This is a genomic window from Pseudomonas sp. AC211, assembly GCF_979258055.1.
This window is the reverse complement of sequence record NZ_OZ409830.1, coordinates 922529-940632: the sequence shown is the minus strand read 5'-3', so window position 1 is coordinate 940632 and position 18104 is coordinate 922529. Positions and strand designations below refer to the sequence as shown.

18 protein-coding genes and 2 pseudogenes are annotated in these 18104 nt (G+C 61.0%); 11 read left to right on the top strand and 9 right to left on the bottom strand.

Going from position 1 to position 18104, the window contains the following annotated elements; translation table 11 throughout:
- Nucleotides 1-189 precede the first annotated feature (189 nt).
- Together ACZZZP_RS04510 and ACZZZP_RS04505 are read left to right on the top strand one after the other, a co-directional pair.
- Nucleotides 190-1712: pseudogene (locus tag ACZZZP_RS04510) on the top strand (fumarate hydratase).
- A gap of 291 nt (nt 1713-2003) precedes the next feature.
- Nucleotides 2004-2315 carry a hypothetical protein gene (locus ACZZZP_RS04505; RefSeq protein WP_463536298.1) on the top strand — a complete coding sequence of 104 codons (312 nt, stop codon included), beginning with the start codon at nt 2004-2006 and terminating at the stop codon, nt 2313-2315.
- Between the two features lie 163 nt (nt 2316-2478).
- Here the strand turns inward: ACZZZP_RS04505 and ACZZZP_RS04500 are convergent, their stop codons facing one another.
- From ACZZZP_RS04500 to ACZZZP_RS04465, 8 genes and pseudogenes are all read right to left on the bottom strand, one after another.
- Nucleotides 2479-2781 (bottom strand): ribbon-helix-helix domain-containing protein, encoded by a 303-nt coding sequence (locus ACZZZP_RS04500; RefSeq protein ID WP_122451933.1) that lies wholly within the window; start codon nt 2779-2781, stop codon nt 2479-2481.
- Between the two features lie 60 nt (nt 2782-2841).
- The gene (locus ACZZZP_RS04495; protein WP_463536297.1) at nt 2842-3423 is read right to left on the bottom strand and encodes a DJ-1/PfpI family protein; all 582 of its coding nucleotides are present in this window, start codon (nt 3421-3423) and stop codon (nt 2842-2844) included.
- A 96-nt stretch (nt 3424-3519) separates the two neighbouring features.
- A complete protein-coding gene (locus ACZZZP_RS04490; protein WP_463381931.1) occupies nt 3520-4101 on the bottom strand; it encodes a DUF2846 domain-containing protein in 582 nt (193 codons plus the stop codon).
- Nucleotides 4102-4252: 151 nt separating this feature from the next.
- Nucleotides 4253-5411: pseudogene (locus ACZZZP_RS04485) on the bottom strand (phospholipase D-like domain-containing protein).
- 60 nt (nt 5412-5471) lie between these two features.
- Nucleotides 5472-6056: a YceI family protein gene (locus ACZZZP_RS04480; RefSeq protein ID WP_122492693.1), complete on the bottom strand. Its 585-nt coding sequence runs from the start codon at nt 6054-6056 to the stop codon at nt 5472-5474.
- A 70-nt stretch (nt 6057-6126) separates the two neighbouring features.
- A complete protein-coding gene (locus ACZZZP_RS04475) occupies nt 6127-6474 on the bottom strand; it encodes an amidase (RefSeq protein ID WP_463381929.1) in 348 nt (115 codons plus the stop codon).
- Nucleotides 6474-7607, bottom strand: a complete 1134-nt coding sequence (locus tag ACZZZP_RS04470) for a serine hydrolase domain-containing protein (protein ID WP_463381928.1) — start codon at nt 7605-7607, stop codon at nt 6474-6476. Before ACZZZP_RS04470 ends, ACZZZP_RS04475 begins: the two co-directional genes overlap by 1 nt.
- Nucleotides 7608-7708: 101 nt before the next feature.
- Nucleotides 7709-8602 carry an acyl-CoA dehydrogenase middle domain-containing protein gene (locus ACZZZP_RS04465; protein WP_463381927.1) on the bottom strand — a complete coding sequence of 298 codons (894 nt, stop codon included), beginning with the start codon at nt 8600-8602 and terminating at the stop codon, nt 7709-7711.
- 135 nt (nt 8603-8737) lie between these two features.
- Here ACZZZP_RS04465 and olsB point away from each other — a divergent pair, with 135 nt between their 5' ends.
- Together olsB and ACZZZP_RS04455 are read left to right on the top strand one after the other, a co-directional pair.
- Complete coding sequence (olsB, locus tag ACZZZP_RS04460; RefSeq protein ID WP_122451943.1) at nt 8738-9493, top strand: L-ornithine N(alpha)-acyltransferase; 756 nt, start codon at nt 8738-8740, stop codon at nt 9491-9493.
- Nucleotides 9493-10287, top strand: a complete 795-nt coding sequence (locus ACZZZP_RS04455) for a lysophospholipid acyltransferase family protein (RefSeq protein ID WP_463536296.1) — start codon at nt 9493-9495, stop codon at nt 10285-10287. Before olsB ends, ACZZZP_RS04455 begins: the two co-directional genes overlap by 1 nt.
- A gap of 94 nt (nt 10288-10381) precedes the next feature.
- On the opposite strand, the gene ACZZZP_RS04450 is transcribed toward ACZZZP_RS04455, so the two are convergent.
- Nucleotides 10382-10957 (bottom strand): acyl carrier protein phosphodiesterase, encoded by a 576-nt coding sequence (locus tag ACZZZP_RS04450; protein WP_463381926.1) that lies wholly within the window; start codon nt 10955-10957, stop codon nt 10382-10384.
- Between the two features lie 165 nt (nt 10958-11122).
- On the opposite strand from ACZZZP_RS04450, the gene ACZZZP_RS04445 reads away from it, so the two are divergent.
- From ACZZZP_RS04445 to ACZZZP_RS04415, 7 genes are all read left to right on the top strand, one after another.
- Nucleotides 11123-11428: an ArsR/SmtB family transcription factor gene (locus ACZZZP_RS04445; RefSeq protein WP_122492701.1), complete on the top strand. Its 306-nt coding sequence runs from the start codon at nt 11123-11125 to the stop codon at nt 11426-11428.
- Nucleotides 11429-11463: 35 nt separating this feature from the next.
- Nucleotides 11464-12624: an MFS transporter gene (locus ACZZZP_RS04440; protein WP_463381925.1), complete on the top strand. Its 1161-nt coding sequence runs from the start codon at nt 11464-11466 to the stop codon at nt 12622-12624.
- 69 nt (nt 12625-12693) lie between these two features.
- Nucleotides 12694-13743, top strand: coding sequence for an alkene reductase (locus ACZZZP_RS04435; RefSeq protein WP_122492703.1), 1050 nt, complete (start codon nt 12694-12696; stop codon nt 13741-13743).
- A gap of 195 nt (nt 13744-13938) precedes the next feature.
- Nucleotides 13939-14478, top strand: coding sequence for an ESPR-type extended signal peptide-containing protein (locus ACZZZP_RS04430; RefSeq protein WP_463536295.1), 540 nt, complete (start codon nt 13939-13941; stop codon nt 14476-14478).
- On the top strand, nt 14393-15874 hold the full coding sequence (locus ACZZZP_RS04425; protein WP_463536294.1) for a hypothetical protein: 1482 nt from the start codon (nt 14393-14395) through the stop codon (nt 15872-15874). The genes ACZZZP_RS04430 and ACZZZP_RS04425 overlap by 86 nt, the downstream gene beginning before the upstream one ends.
- 198 nt (nt 15875-16072) lie before the next feature.
- The gene (gene dapE / locus ACZZZP_RS04420; RefSeq protein WP_122492705.1) at nt 16073-17224 is read left to right on the top strand and encodes a succinyl-diaminopimelate desuccinylase; all 1152 of its coding nucleotides are present in this window, start codon (nt 16073-16075) and stop codon (nt 17222-17224) included.
- Entirely contained in the window at nt 17224-18027 is an 804-nt protein-coding gene (locus ACZZZP_RS04415) for a putative RNA methyltransferase (RefSeq protein ID WP_463381923.1), read from the top strand. The genes dapE and ACZZZP_RS04415 overlap by 1 nt, the downstream gene beginning before the upstream one ends.
- Nucleotides 18028-18104: the final 77 nt, after the last annotated feature.

Genomic DNA, 18104 nt, shown 5'->3' with positions numbered 1-18104 from the left:
ACTGTACCTAGCTGAAGGCAAAAAACCTAGTACACCAACACGTGCGTTAATCGACCAAGGTCTATCGTCAGCGGGTGCGCCAACAACGCCCTGCGCGTTATACTGCCGCGCCTTTTTTTGCCTTACCGAGCCTGCCGGGCCTAGCCCTGCGCGCTTAGATGTTCCCGTGTTTAGAGAGGAGCGCGCTGCATGACCGTGATCAAGCAAGACGACCTGATTCAGAGCGTCGCCGACGCTTTACAGTTCATTTCTTATTACCACCCCGTGGACTTCATCCAAGCGATGCACGAAGCCTACCTGCGCGAAGAATCGCCAGCGGCCCGTGATTCCATGGCGCAAATTCTGATCAACTCGCGCATGTGCGCCACCGGCCATCGGCCAATCTGCCAGGACACCGGCATCGTCACCGTATTCGTACGCGTGGGCATGGACGTGCGCTGGGACGGCGCCACCATGGGCCTGGACGACATGATCAACGAGGGCGTGCGTCGCGCCTACAACCTGCCGGAAAACGTGCTGCGTGCATCCATCCTCGCCGACCCGGCAGGCGCGCGTAAAAACACCAAGGACAACACCCCGGCGGTCATCCACTACTCCATCGTTCCCGGCAATACCGTGGAAGTGGACGTGGCGGCCAAAGGCGGCGGCTCTGAAAACAAATCGAAGATGGCCATGCTCAACCCGTCCGACTCCATCGTCGACTGGGTACTGCGAAACCGTGCCGACCATGGGCGCGGGCTGGTGCCCACCCGGCATGCTCGGCATCGGTATCGGCGGCACCGCCGAGAAAGCGGCCGTGATGGCCAGAGAAGTGTTGATGGAGTCCATCGACATTCACGAGCTGAAAGCCCGTGGCCCGCAGAACAAGCTGGAAGAAATGCGCCTTGAGCTGTTCGAGAAGGTCAACCAGCTCGGCGATTGGCGCTCAAGGCCTCGGCGGCCTGACCACCGTGCTCGACGTAAAGATCATGGACTACCCCACCCACGCCGCCTCCCTGCCGGTGTGCATGATCCCCAACTGCGCCGCCACCCGTCACGCGCACTTCGTGCTCGACGGCTCCGGCCCGGCGTCGCTGGAAGCGCCACCGCTGGACGCCTACCCGGAAATTGTCTGGGAAGCTGGCCCATCGGCCCGTCGCGTCGACCTCGACACCCTGACACCCGAAGACGTGCAGAGCTGGAAACCGGGCGAAACCGTGTTGCTCAACGGCAAAATGCTCACCGGCCGTGACGCCGCGCACAAGCGCATGGTGGAAATGCTCAACAAAGGCGAAAGCCTGCCGGTGGACCTTAAAGGTCGCTTCATCTATTACGTCGGCCCGGTTGATCCGGTTGGCGACGAAGTCGTGGGCCCAGCCGGTCCAACCACGGCAACCCGGATGGACAAATTCACCCGTCAGATTCTCGAACAAACCGGCCTGCTGGGCATGATCGGTAAATCCGAGCGCGGCCCGATTGCCATCGAAGCAATCAAGGACAACAAAGCCGTGTACCTGATGGCCGTCGGCGGCGCCGCTTACCTGGTGGCGCAAGCGATCAAGAAGTCCAAAGTGCTGGCGTTCGCCGAACTGGGCATGGAAGCGATTTACGAGTTCGAGGTGAAAGACATGCCGGTGACAGTGGCGGTCGACACCAACGGCGAGTCGGTGCACATCACAGGACCGGCTATCTGGCAGAAGAAGATAAGTGACAGCTTGGCGGTCGAAATTTAAGCCGCCGCTGAGTCGTTAAAGGAAGGAAAAATACCCGGCCAAGCGCCGGGTATTTTTTTGGCGTCAGAAAAGTGTGGGAAAAGCGACATAGGTGATGTCGTACGCGACACTATGGCGAATGTCCTACAGACGGTAGTGGCAGGCTGACATCCCTGTAGGTAGGATCGCCTCCCAAGGAAATGACGGAATATGCGCGCATCGCCGGGTTTAGGAACCGGTTCGCTACGGATGGTTGTAAACGCTTTGCTGCCTGAGTGCAGTCAACCCGAACCATCACACTGAGCGAACAGTATGAACCGCACCCGTCGTTTTGCTTCCCTCGTTACCGCCTCCGCACTGCTGTTCATGGGCGCTCAAGCCCAGGCAGGCCAAGCCTCGGGCAATCTGGCGGTCGGCATCACCATCACCTCCAGCTGCGCACTCAGCAGCAATGCCAACGGCCAGTCCCTGCGTGTTGAAAACCAGAACTGCGACGGCATCAACAGCTTCCGTGTAGACCGTGAAAGCAACGGCGTGCGTTCTGAAGCCCCCCTTTCCAGCAACGCTGTCAGCGAAGTGAAAGGCACCCAAGCGGCTCCGACCGTGGTCACCTTGTACTGGTGATTGTCCTACAAAAGTAAGTCATCAGCGGGTTCTTGTAAGTGATGGCTTACATCGGCCAGGTTTCAGGCTCACATAAGTATCGAAAAATATCGCGGCTGAAGCCGCTCCTACAGAACCCGTAGGAGCGGCTTCAGCCGCGATGCTTTTTGCATTCACCGGCTGCTCACGACCGACTCGCCACCAATGCCAACGGTGCCCGCTTCTCTTGCGGCTGCGCCAGATAGCGGCAGCAACTCACCCGCAGAAACGACGCGAAGTTCACCACCTCGCCGCGGTAATCCATCACCTCTTCATACAGCTTGCTGATGAGCTGATTGGTGGTCATGCCATCGACCGCCGCGATTTCCGAAAGGATGTCCCAGAACTGGTTCTCCAGCCTCAACGTGGTCACCACGCCGCAAATACGCAGCGAGCGTGAGCGGGATTCGTAAAGGATGGGATCGGCTTTAACATAGAGCTCGCACATGCGCCCTGCTCCTAAACTGGCGAGGCTCGACGGCAACCGCCGAGCCTGAAAGACCTGAGCTTACAGCGTGATGGTGGTGCCCAATAGCAGCAGAAAGCCCGCCAGCCAGTTCGGGTGCGCCGGCCATGCAGGCGCTGTCACCAGGTTGCCTTCGATGTGCGCATGGTCAACGGCAATCTCCACATAGGTGCCGCCGGCCAGCTCCACTTCCGGCGCGCAGGCCGGGTAGGCGCTGCATTCGCGGCCCTTGAGAATGCCGGCGGCCGCCAGCAACTGCGCACCATGGCACACGGCGGCAATCGGCTTGCCGGCCTTGTCGAAGGCTTTCACCAGATCCAGCACTTTCTTATTTAGCCGCAGGTATTCCGGCGAACGCCCGCCCGGCACCACCAGGGCGTCGTAGTCTTTGGCCTTGACCTTGGCGAAGTCGAAATTCAGGCCAAAGTTGTGGCCCGGCTTTTCGCTGTAGGTCTGATCCCCTTCGAAGTCGTGAATGGCGGTGCGCACGCTTTGCCCGGCGGTTTTGTCTGGGCATACGGCGTGCACGGTGTGCCCCACCATCTGCAGCGCCTGAAACGGCACCATCACTTCGTAGTCTTCGACGTAATCGCCAACCAGCATGAGAATTTTCTTCGCGGCCATCGGGGTATCTCCAGCAGGGGAAAGGGCAGATGCATGCCAACCCAGCCAGTATCCCCGCGCCGTGTGGCGAACAGGTAATAGGCGACTACTACCCGATCACTGCTCGCCGAAACCCAACGCGCCCCAGAAACCCGGCGATGGCTCCATGGCAAAGCGCTGCGGCGGCTGGAACTCATGGGTAGCCACGATCTCCTTTTCCGCGAGACTTGCCGGCACCAGTTGCAACGGCCCGTCCCCCAGCGTGGCCACGCCTTCGCCGAGTGGCGGCGGATTGAGCTCGTCATAGCGCAGGTAGTAGGTGCCGCCCGCGCCTACATCCAGATTGAAGCCGGCAATGCGATTGAAATCGAGCATGCCGTCGGCCAGCGCCGTCCAGAACGAACCGAACAGCGGCCGGCGCATTTCCAGCGGATAACTAGCCACGTCCAGTTCCAGCACCAGGTAGCTATTGCTCGGCAGACTGGCGATCAGGCGTTTGTTCAGAAACAGGCCGGGGGCTTCCAGCTCCTGGTCCGCCCAATCGCTTTGCGGGCGATAGAGATACACCAGCGCAAGGTCTTCCTCGGGGGAATGGGGCGTAAACAACGGGCCGTCATTGGTATTCAGAAAGGCGCCGGGCGAGGAGCAACCGGCGAGGCACAGCAGCAGCAAAACAAGCAGCGGGTGATGTCGGCTCAAGCGCGCATTCCTCTTATGGTTATGGCGATGAGACTAGCGAGGTGCCCCGCTGAAGGCACCCGACAAAAGGCTGGGATCCACTGTTTGCAGCCTCGATGCTAAAAATAAACACCTATCTGTAGGAGAGGCTTCAGCCTCGATTGGCCCTCCGCTACTTGCGCCGATCCAGCACGTTAACCACCAACCTATCCAACCACCCCCACAACCGCTGCTGCATCCGCTTCCACAACGGCCGCGACTTCCACAGGTCCATGGTTATTTCGCGACTCTGGCCGAAGTCGTTGAGAAAACTCTGCACCACCGCCTCGGTCAGCGGCGGCTCAACGGCTTCCAGGTTCGCTTCCAGATTGAAGCGCAAATTCCAGTGATCGAAGTTGCACGAGCCAATGCTGGTCCAGTCATCCACCAGCACCATTTTCAGGTGCAGGAAGCACGGCTGGTATTCAAAGATTTTCACCCCGGCGCGCAACAGCTTCGGGTAATAGCGCTGGCCGGCGAAGCGCACCGGCGGGTTATCCGTTTGCCGGCCGGTGAGCAGCAGCTGCACGTCAACGCCGCGCTGCGCCGCCTTGCGCAGCGAGCGGCGAACCTTCCAGCTCGGCAGAAAATACGGCGTGGCCAGCCAAATGCGCCGCTGTGCGCTGTTCAACGCGCGCACCAAGGACTGCACGATGTCGCTGTGCTGCATGGCGTTGGCATACGCCACGCGGCCCAGCCCGGCGCCGCCGGCCGGCAGCACCGGCAAACGCGGACGCGGCCCCGGGGAAAATGGCAGCCAGGCGCGGTTTTGCGGATTGGCTGCCCACTGCTGTTCGAAGAGCGCTTGCCAGTCCTGTACCAGCGGCCCGGTGATTTCCACCATCACTTCATGCCAGGCACTGGTCGGCTCGCCGGGTGTCCAGAAGGCGTCGGTCACGCCCGTGCCGCCCACAAACGCAACGGCACCGTCGACCAGCAACAGCTTGCGGTGGTCGCGATACAAATTGCGTTGCCAGCGCCAGATTTTGATCGGGTTGTAAAAGCGCAGCTCGATGCCGGCCTGCACCAGGCGCTCGCGGTCGACTGCCGAAAACGCCGAGCTGCCGAAGCCGTCGAACAAGCAGCGCACTTGGAACGCCACGCGCCGCGGCGGCGCATAATACCTGCACCATCTGGTCGACGCAGGCGCCCGATTCAACCAGGTAAAGCTCAAGCTCCACCTGGCGTTGGGCGCGGTCGATGCACGCGAACATGCGCGGGAAAAATTGTGGTCCGTCCACCAACAACTCGAAGCCGTTGTCGGTGCGCCAAGGATAAATACGCCCCGGCATCAGCTCTGCATCCTTTGCGCTCGCGCCACGCTCAACTCCTGATTCAAAAAGGAAAACGCCTTAACGCGCGGTGAAGATCAGCACAGCGCCCACCGGCACCGACCAACTGATGGTGGAAACGCCAGCCGCTTTGCGCAGGGCTTCGAGCCCGTCGGCGAGGCCGAAGTCTTCAACTTGCAGCACCAGCGGCGCCAGGGTAACGACTTGGAAACGCTGTTCATCCAGGCGCGTCGCCAGCAGCTCGGCGCTATAGGCCTGGGTCTGGCCATGCAGTTCGACCGTCAACGGCAAGCGCAATTCCAACTGCGCACCAGGGGCCAGGTTGGCGATGGGCGCGAGGTCGAGTTGCGCGTTCACCAAGGCTTCGGGGAAGCGCTGAGTATCGAACAACAAGGTGCGCAAGCGCTCGTCGCGTAGCGGAATGCCCGTGCTGGCCGAATCCAGTTCCACGCGCAAGTTGGCCTTGCCGGCTTCATCGATTTGCCCGTGCAGCGTCAGAAAGCGATGCACCTCCGACAGCTTGCCGTTCTTGGTGGAAATAAACGACAGTCGCGAAGACTCATTATCCAAGTACCAATCGGCCTGGGCCGGCGTCAGCGCGGTGAGGACAAAGGCGGCAAGTGCACCGGTGAACAGCGAACGCATTAGAGCTCCAAGTAAGAATATGAGGCGGCACCTTAACCGCCTCACACTGACCTGCAAACCCCGGTTCGGTTCAGGATTGCGGCAGCGAATCAGCCTTTGGCAACAGCTGGCATCCCTGGCGCGGCCCTTGCCAGGCGGCTGTTTGCGTGCTGCCCAGGCCGCGCGCGGTTACCCGTTTATTGGCTTCGTCGTCGAAGAAACCGCTGATGGGAATGTACTGCTTCACATAGCCCTGGCAGTACTGCGCCGGGTTATCCATCACATAGCGGCACGAGCAATATTCCTTGGCCGACAGCGCGCCGATGATGCCGGGAAACGCTGCCAGGTGAACGCGGTTCTGCCAGGCCAACGCGGCCAGTGCCAGCACGATCAGCAACAGCACGCTGGTGAACGGACGACGCTTGATAAAAGTGCTCATCAGTTGGCCTCCGCAGCGGTTTGAGCGGTCGGCGCGAAGGCCGCCTCAACCCGTTTCAACAGTTCGTTATGGGAATAGGTTTTGTCGCGGTCATCGGCGTAACGCACCACCACCAGCCCTTGCGCCGGCAGTACGTAAAGCGCCTGGCCCCAATGGCCGAGCGCGGCGAAGGTGTCGTCCGGCGCATCCGGCCAGGGCTTGGCAGCGCCAGGCACGGCGACGTTCAGCCACCACTGCCCGCCGGGCACCGCATCGCCTTCGGTTTCCTTGGACGGCTGGTAGTTGGCGAATGGCGTGCGGTTGAAGTCCACCCAGGCTTTGGGCAGCACTTGCTTATCGCCCCAACGGCCGTCGCGCTGCATCAGCAGGCCGATGCGCGCCAGGTCGCGGGCAGTCAGGTAGGCATAAGACGAACCCACGAACGTGCCGCTGGCGTCGGTTTCCCACACGGCGCTGGTGATGCCCAGCGGCTCGAACAAAGCGGTCCACGGGTAATTCTTGTACGCCTCATCCCCGACCATGCCGCGCAAGGCGGCGGCGAGCAGATTGGCGTCGCCGCTGGAATAGAGGAAGCGCGTGCCGGGCGTCGCGGCCTGATCGAAGCTGGCGGCAAACGCGGCCATGTCGCTACGGCCATGGGTGTAAAGCATTGCGACCACGCTGGAGCGCACCGGGGCGTACTCGTAGCCTTCCTGCCAACCCAGGCCCGAAGCCCAATTCAACAGGTGCCCGATCTTCACCTGCGGGTGGGCGTTCATGGGCGGATAGAACTTGGCCGCCGGGTCATCCAGTTTGAACAAACCCTTGCCATACGCCACGCCGAGGGTCGTGGCCAGGATGCTCTTGCTCACCGACCACGCCAGGTGCGGGGTGCTGGCTTTGGTCGGCCCGGCGTAGCGTTCGTAAATAATCTGACCGTCGCGAATCACCAGCAGCGCGTCGGTGCGAATGCCCTTGCGGCTGTCATCGTCGCGGGTGGGAAAGGCGTAGGTTTCGAGTGCTTCGATGGCTGGGCTGGCGGCGGCGGGCGTCACCGCCCAGTCGGCAGTCGGCCAGGTTTCAGCGAAGGCGTGAGGAATCGAGCACAGCAGGCCGAGCGCAAGGCTTAAACGGCGTAAGGCGGGAGCGGGCATTGGACGGCCTCTTGTTGGCAAAGGCGCCAACCCTAGCACGCGGCCCATGAACGCAAATAGCGCCGAACGTGCCGCAGATGGCGGCGGTTCGGCGCGATACGTCAGGTCCGTGCGGCCAAGCTGGACAGCGCATTGCTCAGACGCTTCTCACGGGCAGTGCGGGCGATTTCCAACAAGCCAGCGTCGCGCTTCCACAGGTGTTGCCAATGCGGATCGCCACCGGCCATGGCGGCGTCGATGTCGCCGCGCAGGCTGTTGAATTGCTCGAACAAACCGGCCAGCAGCAGATGCGTAGCGGGCTCGTTCATGCCTTGGCGCGACACTTCAGCGCCACTGCTCAGCAATGCCAACAAGCGCAGCTTGAGTGCTTGCGGCCAAGCGTTGTCGACGCCAATGCCATACAGCCAGGCGGCCAGGGCGGTCAGCACATGTAAATCTTCCAGGGAGCGGAAGGGTTTGGCGTAAGCGTCCCAGCCATCGCCCGGCAAGCGCTCGCACTGCGCGCCTTCAAGGTGCAGGCGACCATGGCTGACGTCCGGCATCAGCGACAACGGCGGCAGCATTTCCACGCGCACGCCCGGCGCGCCGTTGTAGGCCACGCACACCGCCACTTGCGGTGTGTTGCCGGGCAGGTCGCTGCGGGCGGCGACCAGCAACCAGTCGGCTGCATCGGCGGCAGTAACGAAATCTTTGCGCCCGCTGAGGCTCAAGCCATCGAGGCGCACCTGCATGTCAGCGGGGCGCACGCTGCGGTTTTCCGTGACGCACAAGGCGCCCAAGGTCCACGGCGCCGACGGCCACAGCGCGCGCAGTGCGCCTTGGTAACCGGCCAGAAACGCCAAGCCGGGGGTAGCGGCTAGCCGCCCGCCGAGCAGCGCCAACTCGAACGGCGACACGCCCTCGCCCACGTTCGCCAACAAAGCGGCGTACCACTCTTCCAAACCAGCGGTTGCCGGCAGGCGCTCGGTGCAGCCGAGCAGTCGTTGCCAGTACATAAGCGCGTCCTCGTTCATTGTCATGCAAGCATCACTAAAGATTCATGGTGATGACACCGGGTGTTCCTAGCCTGAGCTTGCCCAACAAGGTCGACCGGCTGCAACCCAATCAAGCCGGCTTATGGAGGCTACTCGATGTCTACAATCGCCCGCACTCGTGACACCACTGCCGAACGCCGCCTGCAAGCCGAGCGCCTGGTCGGCCCTCGTGCCCTGCGTGAAGCCCAGGCTTTGCGCTTCAGCGTATTCAGCAAAGAGTTCGACGCCAAGCTCAAAGGCGCCGAATTGGGTCTGGACATGGACGATTACGATGGCCACTGCGCCCACATCGGCGTGCGTGACCTGAACACCGGCAAGCTGGTGGCCACCACCCGGTTGCTCGACCACAACGCCGCCCGCAGCTTGGGGCGCTTCTACAGTGAAGAAGAATTCAGCCTGCACGGCCTTGCGCATCTGCAAGGCCCGGTGCTGGAAATTGGTCGCACCTGCGTAGACCCGGCTTACCGCAACGGCGGCACCATCGCCGTGCTGTGGAGCGAATTAGCCGAAGTGCTCAACGAAGGCGGCTACAGCTACCTGATGGGTTGCGCCAGCATTCCCATGCAAGACGGCGGCATTCAGGCTCAGGCCATCATGCAGCGCCTGCGCGAACGCTACCTGTGCAACGAGCACCTGCGCGCCGAACCGAAAACCCCGCTGCCGAGCCTGGAAGTGCCGAGCAACGTCATCGCCGAGATGCCGCCGCTGCTCAAGGCCTATATGCGTCTGGGCGCGAAAATTTGCGGCGAGCCGTGCTGGGACCAGGATTTCCAAGTGGCCGATGTGTTCATTCTGCTCAAACGCGACGAGCTCTGCCCGCGCTACGCCCGCCACTTCAAGGCGGCGGTCTGATGAGCAAACTGCGCCTGTACGGGCGCCTCGCCAGGTTGCTGGCCACGGTGGGCCTGGGCCTGCTGGTGGCGACCACCATGACCGTGGTGGAGCGCCTGCACCTGCGCAACGAAAGTGCTATTCGCCAACGCTTGACCCGCTGGTTTCTGGCCCGTCTGAGCGGCGCACTGCCGTTTCAGATAGAAGTGCTCGGCAGCCTGCCGCAACGGCCGATGCTGTGGATCAGCAACCACATTTCCTGGACCGACATCCCGCTGCTGGGCATGTTGGCGCCGCTGTCGTTTCTGTCCAAAGCGGAAGTGCGCACCTGGCCGGTAGCGGGCTGGCTGGCGAAAAAAGCCGGCACGCTGTTTATTCGTCGCGGCTCAGGCGACAGCGCCCTGCTCGGTCAGCAACTGCGCGAGCACCTCGACGGGCAACGCTCGCTGCTGATTTTCCCCGAGGGCACCACCACCGATGGCCGCCAACTGCGCACCTTCCACGGACGCCTGCTGAGCAGCGCCATCGAAACCGGCACGCCGCCGCAGCCGGTGGCCATTCGGTATGTGCGTGAGAACCAGGTAGACGTTGAAATTGCGCCGTTCATTGGCGACGACGATCTGGTGTCGCACCTGCTGCGCCTGCTTTCCAGCGACGTGGCCAGCGTGCGCATTCATCTGTTGGAACCGATTGAAACGGCGGGGGCTTCACGCAATGTGCTGGCCAAGCAGGCGCATCGGGCAATTGGCGTGGCGCTGTTTGGTGAGGCTGAGGTTGTGGATGTTGAAGAGCAAGATACCGAGCTGGCGGCCTAGCCCAAAAGCATCGCGGCTAAAGCCGCTCCCACAGACAGATGACCCTGTAGGAGCGGCTTCAGCCGCGATTCCTGCAAACGCGAAGCCTCGCCCCCTACGCGATCTGCCCCCGCGCAAACGCCTGCAACTCGGGATAAAACGCGTGAAAATCCTCGGTCAGCGGCTCATACAAGCCGCGCAATTCTTCCATCGCCCCGTCCAACATCTGCGGCCGTGACAAACGTCGGCTCATGCCGAACACCACCTGTTGCAGCACCTCGAATTCTTCATAACTGCCCAGCCAATCCTGCGCCGCCATGCGTGGCGCCACATAGGCCAAGCGCTCGGGCAAAGCCGGCTCGTTGCTGAGCACTTGGTAAACACGGGCGGTGAACTGGGCCAGCGGCTCATCAGCGTAACGCTGCCAATGCCGCGCCAGGCAGTGGTCGAAAAACACGTCAATCAAAATACCCGCCGTTCGCCGCCGCGCTTGCGGGAAGCGGGCTTTGGCTTGCAGCACCAATGGGTGGCTGTCGGTGAAGGCGTCGATTCGCCGGTGCACGGCGATCGCCTGTTCGATGGGCGCCGGAAAGCGGCCGGCCAGCGGGCCTTTGACGAAGTCGCCGTACAGGCTGCCGAGCAATTGTTCCGGCTTGTCGCCGCCTAAGTGCAAGTGTGCGAGGTAATTCATAAGGCGAGTGTAGAGGCAGAACGGGGATCAATCCCAGCTGCGCCGATCACTCGGGCTGATGACTACTATCGCCACGATCAATCTGTATATCGGCAAACACCGATATAAAGTTCGCCCCACGCCGATACACACCCGGCACCTTCTAGCGAACGGACGGTTACGACCATGCCAATCGACCTCGATGAAATCTTCAAAGCCCTCGCCCATCCGGTGCGTCGCCAGATGCTGGTGTGGCTCAAAGACCCGCACACGCACTTCGTTGAGCAAGAACACCACCCGTTCGAGATCGGTGTGTGCGCCGGCAAGTTCGATGTCAAAACCGGCCTTTCGCAATCCACCGTGTCTGGCCATCTCGCCGGTCTGGAACGCGCCCGCTTGGTCACTCGGCAGAAAGTCGGCCAGTGGAACTTCTTCAAACGTAATGAAGAAGTGATCCAGGCCTTCATCAGCCATTTGCACGACGCGCTGTAAGCACAGCCGCCCTCGCCTTTTCCGGAGCACCCGACATGCCCCTCGCCCTTATTGTTCTGGCGTTATCCGCCTTCGCCATCGGCACCACCGAGTTCGTGATCATGGGGCTGTTGCCCGATGTTGCCGCCGACCTCGGTGTGTCGATCCCCGGCGCTGGCTGGCTCGTCACCGGTTACGCCCTGGGCGTGGCCATCGGCGCGCCGTTCATGGCCATGGTCACCGCCAGTTGGCCACGCAAGGCCGCCTTGCTCGCCCTAATGGGCATTTTCATCGCCGGCAACCTGTTCTGCGCCCTCGCCGCTGACTACCAGATGCTGATGATCGCCCGCATCATCACCGCCCTGTGCCACGGCGCGTTTTTTGGTATCGGTTCGGTCGTAGCCGCCAGCCTGGTGCCGGCTAACCGCCGCGCCTCGGCCGTGGCTTTGATGTTCACCGGTCTGACCCTCGCCAACGTGCTCGGCGTGCCGCTGGGCACTGCCCTTGGCCAAGCCGCTGGCTGGCGCTCGACCTTCTGGGCCGTCACCGTCATTGGCGTGGTGGCCCTTATCGGCCTGTGGCGCGCCCTGCCCCATCAACACGATCAGGAAAAAGCCGACCTGCGCAGCGAACTGCGTGCCATGCGCGGCGCCGGGGTGTGGCTGGCATTGAGCACCACCGTATTTTTCTCGGCCTCGGTGTTCGCCCTGTTCACCTATATCGCGCCGATGCTGGGCGAAGTGACCGGCGTTTCCCCCACCGGCGTGACCTGGACCCTGCTGCTCATCGGCCTCGGCCTTACCATCGGCAACATTGTCGGCGGCAAGCTGGCCGATTGGCGTCTGGGCACAACGCTGACTGGCGTATTCATCAGCCTGGCGGTGTTGGCCAGCCTGTTCAGCTTTACCGCTGGAGCGCTGATTCCCGCCGAGATCACCTTGTTTCTCTGGGCCATGGCGGCGTTCGCCGCTGTGCCCGCGCTGCAAATCAACGTCATGGCCTTTGGCAAAGACGCACCGAACCTGATCAGCACCCTGAACATCGGCGCCTTCAACCTGGGCAACGCATTGGGCGCCTGGGTGGGCGGCGTGGTCATCAGCCGCGGCATGGGGCTGACCGACGTGCCCCTGGCCGCCGCCGCGCTGGCGGTCGTCGCCCTGATCGCCACACAACTTACCAACAATGCCCGTAACGAATTGCAGCCGGTGCTCGACTGAGCCCGGTTGTTCGAACCAAGCCCTACCCCTTACTGACTCATTACTTACGACCCACTGGAGACTGTATTCATGGCGACTCTTTTTGACCCGATTACCATTGGCGACCTGCAACTGAAAAACCGCATCGTCATGGCCCCGCTGACCCGCTGCCGCGCCGATGAAGGCCGCGTGCCCAACGCGATGATGGCCGAGTACTACGCCCAGCGCTCCTCCGCTGGCCTGATTCTCAGCGAAGCCACTTCGGTTACGCCGATGGGCGTGGGCTACCCCAACACCCCCGGCATTTGGTCCGACGCGCAAGTGCGTGGCTGGAGCAACATCACCAAAGCCGTGCACGCCAACGGCGGCAAGATTTTCCTGCAACTGTGGCACGTGGGCCGTGTATCCGACCCCAGCTACCTGGACGGCGAACTGCCGGTAGCACCGAGCGCCATCGCCCCTAAAGGCCACGTCAGCCTGGTGCGTCCGCTGAAAGACTTCGTCACCCCGCGCGCCCTGGCCACCGAAGAAATCGCCGACATCGTCGAGGCCTACCGCAACGGCGCCGAGAACGCCAAAGCCGCCGGTTTTGACGGCGTGGAAATCCACGGCGCCAACGGCTACCTGCTCGACCAATTCCTGCAAGACAGCACCAACCAGCGCACCGACCAATACGGCGGCTCCCTGGAAAACCGTGCCCGTCTGATGCTCGAAGTGACCGACGCCGTATTGTCGGTATGGGAACCGGGCCGCGTCGGCATGCACCTGGCGCCACGCGCCGACAGCCACGACATGGGCGACTCCAACCGCTCCGCTACCTTTACCTACGTGGCGAGCGAGCTGGGCAAACGCGGCATCGCGTTTATCTGCACCCGTGAAAAACAAGGCGAAGACAGCATCAGCGCCGAGCTGAAAGCAGCCTTCGGCGGCGTGTTTATCGCCAACGAACGCTTCACCAAAGAAAGCGCCAACGCCCTGCTCGCCAGCGGCGGCGCCGACGCAGTAGCGTTTGGCATTCCCTTCATCGCCAACCCGGATCTGCCAGCGCGTTTGGAAAAAGATGCACCGCTGAACGAACCGCACCCGGAAACCTTCTACGGCAGCGGCCCGGTGGGTTACATCGACTATCCGCGTCTGTAATAGTCCGCGCTTAGTGACCTGTAAAAAAGGCGACCTTCGGGTCGCCTTTTTTACATTCGCCGATTCGTCCTAGTGTGCGCACAGAAAGATCATAACGTTGCCGTTGCGCTCTGCGGCCTCAGCCGGAACCGTCCTGCAACTGCACCTTTGAGCCTCCTTTAGTGTTTTGGAAACTCAAGTTTTACGGACCCGGCCATGAACAAACACTGCTTTCGTCTTATTTTCAGCAAGCCTCTGGGCTTTTTTATTCCCGTCGCCGAAATCACTCGCGCCCAACGCAAACCTGGGCAGCGGCAGGGGCCTGCTACTAGTGCAGTTGCACCTAAACCGCCGGCTTTTTCGATTAAGCATCTCGCACTTTCTATGTGGGTGGCCGCTGTTCCGAGCTGGGCCACCGCAGAAATTCTGCTGGATCGCAGCACCGGCGCCACGGTATCCAGCGCCGTCAATGGCGTGCCGGTGATCGAGATCGCCGAGCAACGTCCGTCGTCCAGCATCATCTTCAAGCCCTCCGACACGCAAGGCGTCCAATACGTCTCAGGACAAAGGATCAACATGGACCTTCCTACCAAAGTGTATTTATTTGGTAAAGAGAGCAGCGACAGTGCGATATTAGACCGTCTACTTATGTATACGTCCTTCATGCTAGATGCAGATCTGGCTGATTTTTCAATCAGAAAAATCTACCTCGATAGCCCGCAAACGCCAGTACACGCGGGAGAAAAAAAGTCCTGAGCAAAACGTCACGACTGATACCGAACTCACTAACTCCATGGCCGCTGACGAAGACGCTGCGGCGGCGCTCGGTCCACCACTTGCCATCCTTTCCTCGCCCTCGCAGGCGCCCGACTTTATAGCGCAGGCCAGAGCGGAGCGAATGATCAGCCAAAACTCTAAAGAGTACCTTGATCAAGTAAAACTGGTAATTACCGAGCAACTAACTTCCGGGCCCGTGCTGTTGGGCGAATACCATATGTGGCCCGAAGCGCCACTCTTGATCAAGGAGCTTATTTCAGAAAATAAAGTTACGCGACTGCTACTCGAGGCTCCGCCGCTGAGCGAATTACTGCATGATGGAAAGGCCGCCAACATCAGCAACTATATGATGGAAAAAAATATACCTTCCTTTGAGGCGCTCGCTCCCCTCCTTCCAGCGCTGGGAGAGTCTTCAGAACACATCGAGGCAGTTCTACATTGGCAAGAAAAAATAAAGCCCTTCGCCGACAAGCTAAACAGTTCTGGATGGGCCTCCCTGGAAAACTACCTTGCCAATTTTCAGCCTAGCGATACTGCATCGGAAACCTTCCATCAGGCGCAGTATTTATTCAGCGAAGCAACCGCAGCAGTAGGCTCTGACGAGTACAACACCCTAGCTACTCATGCGCTTAGCTCAGGAACTCAAATAGCCTTCGTCGACGGAGGCAGGACGCTCGTTGAACACATCGATGATAAAAGTACAGCCTTGTACGATGGCGATTCTTTTCACCTGCGAAACTTGGACATGGCCAACCGGATAAAGCCCGATGGAAATGAGATTGCCGCCGGCACACTTGGGCTGTTCGGACTGGATCACCTAAAAACCTCCGTTTCCAATCAAGGCACCCTGAATCCTGCTTTACAAGAGCTTCTAAACGTACCCGAAGATCGAGTTCATCAGATCATGCCAATGTTCACAGACCTTCAATCCGGTAAAGAATACTTCCCATCGCTCACTCAACCCAAAGCCAGCCATGCAGGCGCGTCAATCGCTCATCCTTTCAAGTTCGTACCTGAACATGACCAGCCGAACAACTCACAAGGGATTTACCAGGAACGGAAAAATAGAAGCCATGTAATCGTGAATCTTGTAGGGGATAAGGCGGCAGCTGAAGTAACCAAAATACAGGCCGCGCATCCCTCAAGTAGCATTACTTTTGCAGGCGACTCGAAGGGCCTACATTACGAATCTGGTATCGCGCCAAACTTCCGTTCCGATATTCCAACCAAGGTTTATCTTCTGCTTGACCCGGCCAAACCGACTCTTTCGACCGACGTTGTTTTAAGCCAACTGGGAAAGATGTTGGGCAGGGACGAAAACAGCTTCAAGGTAAAGGAAGGTTCGCTCGACAGCGGAGCAGACACCCACTTATAAACGAGCGAGCCAACCCCACTCCTGGCCAGCGGCGGCGAACGGCATAACAGGGAAACTAACGTCGCCTCCCACACAAGTGCAGCCTTTGGTCTTAACCTTGGGCTGCCTGGTGACGACGCTTTTACCCGAGGCACCCCGCTTCGATATTGCTAGAATGCCCCCCCCCCCCAATTCGTACGCCGCCGTTGGAGCTGCTTCATGACCGTCGTTTCGTCCCCCCTTTCGCCCACGTTGCAATTGGCTTGCGATCTGATCCGCCGTCCTTCGGTTACCCCGGTGGATGCCGATTGCCAGGCGGTGATGATCGAGCGGCTGCGGGCGCTGGGTTTCGCCATCGAGCCGATGCGCATCGAAGACGTCGATAATTTCTGGGCGACCCACGGCGGCGAAGGTCCGGTGCTGTGTTTCGCTGGCCACACCGACGTAGTGCCGACTGGCCCACTGCAGGCGTGGCAGCACGCGCCGTTCGATGCCAAGGTTGATGAAGACGGCATGCTCTGCGGCCGTGGCGCGGCGGATATGAAAGGCAGTCTGGCGTCGATGATCATCGCCGTGGAGCGCTTTGTGGCGGACCACCCTAACCACAAAGGGCGCATCGCCTTTCTGATTACCAGCGACGAAGAAGGCCCGGCGCATCACGGCACCAAAGCCGTTGTCGAGCGTTTGGCGGCACGAAACGAGCGGCTGGACTGGTGCATTGTCGGCGAACCGTCGAGCACCACCCTGGTGGGCGATGTGGTCAAGAACGGCCGCCGCGGCTCGCTCGGTGCCAAGCTCACCGTGCGCGGCGTGCAAGGCCATGTGGCCTATCCGCACCTGGCGAAAAACCCGATTCACCTGGCCGCGCCGGCCCTGAGCGAATTGGCCGCCGAGCATTGGGACGACGGCAATACATTCTTCCCGCCGACCAGCTTCCAGATTTCCAACCTCAACGCCGGCACCGGCGCCACCAACGTCATTCCCGGCGAGTTGGAGGCGGTGTTCAATTTCCGTTTCTCCACCGAATCCACGGTTGAGGGATTGCAGCAGCGCGTGGCGGTGATTCTCGACAAACACGGCCTGGACTGGCATGTGGAGTGGTCGCTGTCGGGCTTGCCATTCCTTACCGAACCGGGCGACTTGCTCGATGGCGTGGCGGCGGCGATCAAGTCGGTTACCGGCCGCGACACCAAGCCGTCCACCAGCGGTGGCACGTCCGATGGGCGCTTTATCGCCACCCTTGGCACACAAGTCGTTGAGCTCGGCCCGGTTAACGCCACCATTCACCAAATCAACGAACGGGTACTGGCCAGCGATCTCGACACCCTCACCGAGATCTACTACCAAACCCTCGTCAACCTGCTCGCCTGATGCTCGCCTGCCCCATTTGCAGCGCGCCGCTGCACGCGGTCGATAACGGTGTCGCCTGCCCGGCCAACCACCGCTTCGACCGCGCACGCCAGGGTTATCTAAACTTGCTGCCGGTGCAGCACAAAAACAGCCGCGAACCTGGCGACAACCAGGCCATGGTCGAAGCACGTCGGCGCTTTCTCGAAGGTGGGCATTACGCGCCGGTGGTCAAGCGTCTGGCTGAGCTTGTGGCCGAACGCGCGCCGGAGCACTGGCTGGATATCGGCTGCGGCGAAGGCTATTACACCGCGCACGTGGCAGATGCCGTGCCGGCTGCTGATGGTTATGCGCTGGATATTTCCCGCGAGGCGGTGAAGCGCGCGTGCAAACGCAGCCCGCAGTTGACGTGGCTGGTGGCGAGCATGGCGCGCATTCCCTTGAGCGATGCCAGTTGCCAGGCGCTGATCAGCGTATTCAGCCCGCTGGACTGGCAGGAAGCCAAGCGCGTGCTCAGCCCCGGCGGCGGCTTGCTGCGCATCGGCCCAACCAACGAGCACCTGATGGAGTTGCGCGAAAAGCTCTACGACCAGGTGCGCGACTACAGCGACGACAAACACCTGGCCCTGGTGCCCGAGGGCATGCGCCACGCCCACAGCGAAACGCTGCAATTCACCCTGAGCGTGGACAGCGAACAAGCCCGCGCCGACCTGCTGGCCATGACGCCTCATGGCTGGCGCGCCAGTGCCGAGCGACGTGAGGCAGTAATCGCCGCGGCCCTGAAGGTCACCGTTTCCATGCGCTACGATTGGTTTGAACGAGTTTGAAAGATCCTGCGCATCGGCCATGCGTCGTTAAAAACAAGCTCGGGTTGCTCATTGGCTACAGCCAACTCCGCACCCTC

What these genes read in the sequence shown, in the direction of transcription:
- ACZZZP_RS04505 (WP_463536298.1), top strand. Translation starts at nt 2,004, where the DNA reads ATGAACCGCACCCGTCGTTTTGCTTCCCTCGTTACCGCCTCCGCACTG.
- ACZZZP_RS04500 (WP_122451933.1), bottom strand. Translation starts at nt 2,781, where the DNA reads ATGTGCGAGCTCTATGTTAAAGCCGATCCCATCCTTTACGAATCCCGC.
- ACZZZP_RS04495 (WP_463536297.1), bottom strand. Translation starts at nt 3,423, where the DNA reads ATGGCCGCGAAGAAAATTCTCATGCTGGTTGGCGATTACGTCGAAGAC.
- ACZZZP_RS04480 (WP_122492693.1), bottom strand. Translation starts at nt 6,056, where the DNA reads ATGCGTTCGCTGTTCACCGGTGCACTTGCCGCCTTTGTCCTCACCGCG.
- ACZZZP_RS04475 (WP_463381929.1), bottom strand. Translation starts at nt 6,474, where the DNA reads ATGAGCACTTTTATCAAGCGTCGTCCGTTCACCAGCGTGCTGTTGCTG.
- ACZZZP_RS04470 (WP_463381928.1), bottom strand. Translation starts at nt 7,607, where the DNA reads ATGCCCGCTCCCGCCTTACGCCGTTTAAGCCTTGCGCTCGGCCTGCTG.
- ACZZZP_RS04465 (WP_463381927.1), bottom strand. Translation starts at nt 8,602, where the DNA reads ATGTACTGGCAACGACTGCTCGGCTGCACCGAGCGCCTGCCGGCAACC.
- olsB (WP_122451943.1), top strand. Translation starts at nt 8,738, where the DNA reads ATGTCTACAATCGCCCGCACTCGTGACACCACTGCCGAACGCCGCCTG.
- ACZZZP_RS04455 (WP_463536296.1), top strand. Translation starts at nt 9,493, where the DNA reads ATGAGCAAACTGCGCCTGTACGGGCGCCTCGCCAGGTTGCTGGCCACG.
- ACZZZP_RS04450 (WP_463381926.1), bottom strand. Translation starts at nt 10,957, where the DNA reads ATGAATTACCTCGCACACTTGCACTTAGGCGGCGACAAGCCGGAACAA.
- ACZZZP_RS04445 (WP_122492701.1), top strand. Translation starts at nt 11,123, where the DNA reads ATGCCAATCGACCTCGATGAAATCTTCAAAGCCCTCGCCCATCCGGTG.
- ACZZZP_RS04440 (WP_463381925.1), top strand. Translation starts at nt 11,464, where the DNA reads ATGCCCCTCGCCCTTATTGTTCTGGCGTTATCCGCCTTCGCCATCGGC.
- ACZZZP_RS04435 (WP_122492703.1), top strand. Translation starts at nt 12,694, where the DNA reads ATGGCGACTCTTTTTGACCCGATTACCATTGGCGACCTGCAACTGAAA.
- ACZZZP_RS04430 (WP_463536295.1), top strand. Translation starts at nt 13,939, where the DNA reads ATGAACAAACACTGCTTTCGTCTTATTTTCAGCAAGCCTCTGGGCTTT.
- ACZZZP_RS04425 (WP_463536294.1), top strand. Translation starts at nt 14,393, where the DNA reads ATGCAGATCTGGCTGATTTTTCAATCAGAAAAATCTACCTCGATAGCC.
- dapE (WP_122492705.1), top strand. Translation starts at nt 16,073, where the DNA reads ATGACCGTCGTTTCGTCCCCCCTTTCGCCCACGTTGCAATTGGCTTGC.
- ACZZZP_RS04415 (WP_463381923.1), top strand. Translation starts at nt 17,224, where the DNA reads ATGCTCGCCTGCCCCATTTGCAGCGCGCCGCTGCACGCGGTCGATAAC.